This window comes from Methylibium sp., assembly GCF_013817365.1.
Classification (GTDB): Bacteria; Pseudomonadota; Gammaproteobacteria; order Burkholderiales; family Burkholderiaceae_C; genus Methylibium.
On the sequence record NZ_JACDCU010000315.1, the window covers coordinates 1 to 4,974 of the forward strand.

A 4,974-nucleotide genomic window follows, 5' to 3' on the forward strand; every position below is an offset into this window, starting at 1 on the left:
GGTGCCGACGGCACTGCTGCCGAGCCAGGGCGTGCGCTGGGCGCGGTAGACGATGACAGTGCAGACGCCATCTTGAGTGACGGTGCGCTGAGTCTGACGCTGCTTCGGGTTCAACGAGCAGGGCCATGTCGATACCGTCAGCGCGACGGGTCGCGGTCGCAGCATCGGCGGCGCGGTGGTGACCACGCCCTGGCAAGGCCGTTGGTGGCGCTATGAACGCCGCGACGGGATGCTGGTGCCGACCGAAGGCGAGGTGGCGTGGTTGCTGCCAGATGGGCCGAGGGCCTATTGGCGCGGCCACTTGGAGCAGATCCGCTACGACGTCGGGCCCGTCCGCTCACGCCCGAGTCCCGGCTGAGCACGCCGGGTGGTCAACGCCGCCGAGCTACGCAAAGTTCTTCGTTGACGCCCGCTCATCCACATTCAATTGCAACCACAACTCCAGCAACGCCAGATGCCACAACTTGCTGCCCTGGATGCGGGTGAACCAGGCCTCGGGTGCCGCGAGGAGCTTTTCCACATAGGGACGCTGATAGAGGCCGCGCTGGATGCACGCGTCGGAATCGAGGATGCCTCGCATGAGCGCCAAGAACTCGCCGCTCACGTGTTTGAGCACGGGGACCGGGAAATAGCCTTTGGGTCGGTCGATCACCGCATCCGAGATCAGGCCCCGGGCCATCGCCTTGAGTGGGAACTTGCCGCCTTGTTCGAGCTTGAGCTCCGGTGGCATGCGCGCCACCAGTTCCACCAGTTCGTGGTCGAGGAAGGGCACGCGCGATTCCAGGCCCCAGGCCATCGCCATGTTGTCGACCCGCTTGACGGGATCGTCCACCACCAGCGTGGTGGCGTCGAAACGCAGAACCTGATCGATGAAGGTGTCGGCCTGTGGTTGCGACAGTGCCCGCGCCACCAGATCGGCGGTCACGTCGGGTAAGTGATAGGCCGGACTGACCATCTCGAGGTATTCGGCATGGTCGCGGTCGAAGTAGTGGGCTCTAAAGCGCTCCAGCGCAGAGCCCTCGGTGGCTGCCATCCGGGGGTACCAGAAATACCCGCCGAACACCTCGTCCGCGCCCTGCCCGCAAAGCACCACCTTCACCTGTTTGGACACACGCTCGCCCAGCAGATAGAACGCAATCACGTCCTGGCTCACCATCGGCTCGGCCATCTGCCGCACCGCTTCTGGCAACCGGCGCAAGACCTCGTCGTAGGGAATCAGATACTTGTGGTGCCGGGTCTTGAACTGCCGTGCCACCTGGTCCGAGAACTCGAACTCATCGGCCTTTTCGGTGTCTTCGCCCGGGGTTTCGAAACCCATCGAGAAGGTCTGAAGATCGTTGACATGATCGGCCAGCAGACCCACCAGCAAGCTCGAGTCCAGACCGCCGGACAGCAGCACGCCGACGGGTACATCGGCAGCCAGGCGGTGGCGTTCCACGGCCCGCGAGAGCACCTCGCGGGTGGCGCTCAGCCAGTCGGCTTCGGGCATCGCTTGCGCCGGGCGCGTGGCGTCCAGCGACCAGTAGATGCTCTCGCCCACTTGGCCGGCGGGCGTGACGGTCATCGTGGCGGCCGGGGGCAACTTGCTCACGCCTGCGAGGATGGTGCGCGGCGCCGGCACCACGGCGTGCAGGGTGAAATGATGATGCAGCGCGACCTTGTCGATGCCCGTGTCCACGCCGCCGGCCGCCAGCAGGGCCTGCAGGCTCGAGGCGAAGCGCAGGCGCGACCCGTCGAGCGAGTAATAGAGCGGCTTGATGCCGAAACGGTCGCGCGCCAGGAACAGTCGCCCAGCGCGCATATCCCACACTGCAAAGGCGAACATGCCGAACAAGCGCTGCACACAATGCTCGCCCCAGGCGTGGTAGGCCTTGAGGATGACTTCGCTGTCGCTTTCGGAGAAGAACCGGTAGCCCTTGGCCACCAGTTCCGCGCGGAGTTCCTTGTAGTTGTAAATGGTGCCGTTGAAAACCAGCACCGACTGCAGCTCCGCGTCGACCATGGGCTGATCGGCGCTGGCCGTCAGGTCGATGATCGCCAGGCGGCGGTGGGCAAAGCCGAGCGGGCCGTCGCTGAACGTCCCGGCATGGTCCGGGCCGCGGCGCGCAATCTTGTCCGACATCCGCTGCACAGCGGACATGTCGGCCGGCGAACCATCGAATCGCAATTCACCGCAGATGCCACACATGCCGGGGCCCCGATGCGTCAGGAGGCGTTGGCGACAGCGTCGCCGAACACGAGGGCGCGCACCTGCGCCCACTGCGCTTCGGTCGGTGCGGCTTCGGCGTCGATCGCGTGGGCAGCGTGCAAGTCCAGCAACCCTCGGGCGTCGAATACCAGCCAACTGCAGGTCTCGTTGACGATGGCCTGCGGCCGGCCGCAGGCCAGCCGCAGGTACCAGTCGACGAGCATGAAGCGGTGGTTGGCGAGCTCGCCCGCGGCGGCCTCGCCGCGGGCGAGTGCGACGTAGCGTTCCTGGGCGAGCGGCTGCACACCGTTCTCGTCGAGCAGGAACAAGCGGCTTTCATGCTGAGCCGGCATGCAGCCTTTCGACGTCCATCCGGCATGCCCGTCGGCCGGCCCTTCATACACCGGCGCGAAGCCGCCGCCGGGGGTTCGAAAGTTCGTGGTCTGGCCCTGGTAGAGGCGTGCCGCCACCCACTGCACGCTGCCTTCATAAACGTAGTCGCGTAGGTCGAACTTCAGCACCTGCGCCGGTTCCTGGCCTGAGACGACCCGGCCGCCGGGCGTTACCAGCGCCTGCGCGACATAGCCGCCGGCCAGGATCTCTTGCCAGACCCGCTGGGTGAGCTTGTCGCCGCGGTAGGCCGCGCGGCCACCGAACCCGGCGAAGGGCTTGAAGAACAAGCGTCGGCGTTCGCGCCAGAGCCGATCGGCATGTTGCGGCTCGACCGTCTCGGTCGAGGGTATGCCGGCCACCAGCACGTCTTGCGTGGCCTGGGGCACCCCCAGTGCCAGTAGCCGCTTCGGATCGCCGAGCAACGCAAGGTTGCGCTTGTCGGCGTACAAGGCATGTGCCTGCGGATGCGGTGTGAGCACCATGGCGTGCTGGAGGTAGGCCTCGAGCAGCGTGGCGCTGGCGGGCGCGTCGAGCGCAAAGTCCGTCAGGCGGTTGTAGACCAGATCAATGGCGAGCTCGCCGTGCCAGAGCACGCCGCCGCGCAAGCTGAACTCGGCCGGGCCGGCGATCACCGCCTGCAGGCCGTGGCGCTGGAACAGTTGCTGGAACAGCACGAACTCGGGGTACAGGTACTGCTGCTCGGGTGTCTCGTCGACGATGGCGATGCTGCGCAGCGGCCGCTCATGGCCGCATAGGGACCACTCGCGGCGAAACATCGACAGGATGCTGTCTTCGAGCGCACCGCCCGTGGCCGGTGGTGGCAGCAGATCGTGCACCTCCGGGCAGCATGCGCGTTGCGCTCGCGCCAGCACGGCGTTGAGCATCGCACCGCCCGCGTTGGTGTTGATCTCGATGAGCCCGAAGCCGCCCTCGGTGACATGAAAGTCATACCCGAAGAAGACGCCCTTCGCGCCCCCCGGGTCATGCCGAGAAATGGCCGGCGACCGGGCCAGGACCTCCGCGCGGTAGGCCGGCAACGCAACGACCGATTCGACGGCCTTCACCACGTTCGCCATGCGCTCGATGTGGGCGTGCGACACGAAGACGGGGCGCGTAGCGAACAGGTACGGACAGCGTTGCCGCACCAGGTCGAACAGGCCCGGCTGTCCGATCTCCGATTCCATAGCCCTCTGAAGCGCGTCGGTGTCGAGGCTGACACAGAAGCACTCGCTGTTGAGCGCCTCGATCGACACATCGTCGAGCGACGCGGGGGCCACAAGAGCCGCTGGGAGGGATGGCAAGGGCTGGATCATTGGACGATTCCTTCGTTCAGCGCCAGCGCAGCGACACCGCCGCGCGTGTCGGAGTCGATCGGCAGCGCTGACGCGGCGCGCGGCAGCAGCGGGGGTCCGCGAATTCCATGAACTGTTGCGACGATGCCCGATTCGCTCGATGCGAGGCTTGCGCTGGCGCAAAGTCCGGCCGCCGCGCTGGGCGCAAGCTGTGGCGATGCATCCTGAGTTTCACTGCGAGCGCTGTCCCCGGCAGCCGCCCGAAAAGACGAGCGCCATGATTGGCGGACCCACATGACGAACGACGTGGTCTTTCTGCTCGACGTCGACAACACGCTGCTCGACAACGACCGCATCATCGTCGATCTGCGGCGCCACCTCGAGCGCGAATTCGGCGCCGTCAGTGCCGAGCGCTACTGGGCGATTTTCGAACAGCTGCGCAGCGAGCTCGGCTATGCCGACTACCTCGGCGCATTGCAACGCTACCGCTCGCACGCCGCAGGCGACGGCCCCGACGAGCAGCGGCTGCTGCTGATGTCGAGCTTTCTCGTCGACTACCCGTTCGCCGAGCGCGTCTATCCCCGCGCGCTCGCTGCCATCGACCGCTTGGGCAGCTTCGGCCCGACGGTGATCCTCTCCGACGGCGACGTCGTGTTCCAGCCACGCAAGGTGCAGCGATCGGGGCTGTGGGACGCCGTCTGCGGCCGCGTTCTGATCTACATCCACAAGGAGCAGATGCTGGACGCGGTGCAGCGCCACTACCCGGCCCGCCACTACGTCATTGTCGACGACAAGCTGCGCATCCTCGCGGCCATGAAAGACGTGTTGCAGGAGCGCCTCACGACGGTCTTCCCGCGTCAGGGCCACTACGCCTTCGACCCGGTCAGCATCGCCCAATACCCGGCGGCGGACTTCACGGTCGAACACATCGGCGATCTGGCTGATTTCGATGTCGCAAAGCTGCTCGACGAACCCTAGTGCAGTGCGCGTGATGTTCTAGAACTTATTCGTGCCGGCATACTCCAATCGCCCAGGAGGCTGGAGCGATGCGGGTTGCCAAGACGATTGAGCTGGACGAGCACACCGAGCGGGAACTGCGAG

At 66.1% G+C, this 4,974-nt stretch carries 3 protein-coding genes and 1 pseudogene; 2 read left to right on the forward strand and 2 right to left on the reverse strand.

Annotated features, from left to right (window positions below; translation table 11 throughout):
• Nucleotides 1-115: 115 nt before the first annotated feature.
• Nucleotides 116-358 (forward strand): annotated as a pseudogene (locus H0W38_RS22140) (DUF6544 family protein); the annotation flags it as partial.
• 27 nt (nucleotides 359-385) lie between these two features.
• Here the strand turns inward: H0W38_RS22140 and H0W38_RS16480 are convergent.
• Together H0W38_RS16480 and H0W38_RS16485 are read right to left on the reverse strand one after the other, a co-directional pair.
• Nucleotides 386-2,188, reverse strand: coding sequence for an N-acetylglutaminylglutamine amidotransferase (locus H0W38_RS16480; protein WP_292456064.1), 1,803 nt, complete (start codon nucleotides 2,186-2,188; stop codon nucleotides 386-388).
• A 17-nt stretch (nucleotides 2,189-2,205) separates the two neighbouring features.
• Nucleotides 2,206-3,894 carry a hypothetical protein gene (locus tag H0W38_RS16485; protein WP_292456065.1) on the reverse strand — a complete coding sequence of 563 codons (1,689 nt, stop codon included), beginning with the start codon at nucleotides 3,892-3,894 and terminating at the stop codon, nucleotides 2,206-2,208.
• Between the two features lie 273 nt (nucleotides 3,895-4,167).
• Here H0W38_RS16485 and H0W38_RS16490 point away from each other — a divergent pair, with 273 nt between their 5' ends.
• Nucleotides 4,168-4,851, forward strand: a complete 684-nt coding sequence (locus tag H0W38_RS16490; RefSeq protein ID WP_292456066.1) for an HAD family hydrolase — start codon at nucleotides 4,168-4,170, stop codon at nucleotides 4,849-4,851.
• Nucleotides 4,852-4,974 lie beyond the last annotated feature (123 nt).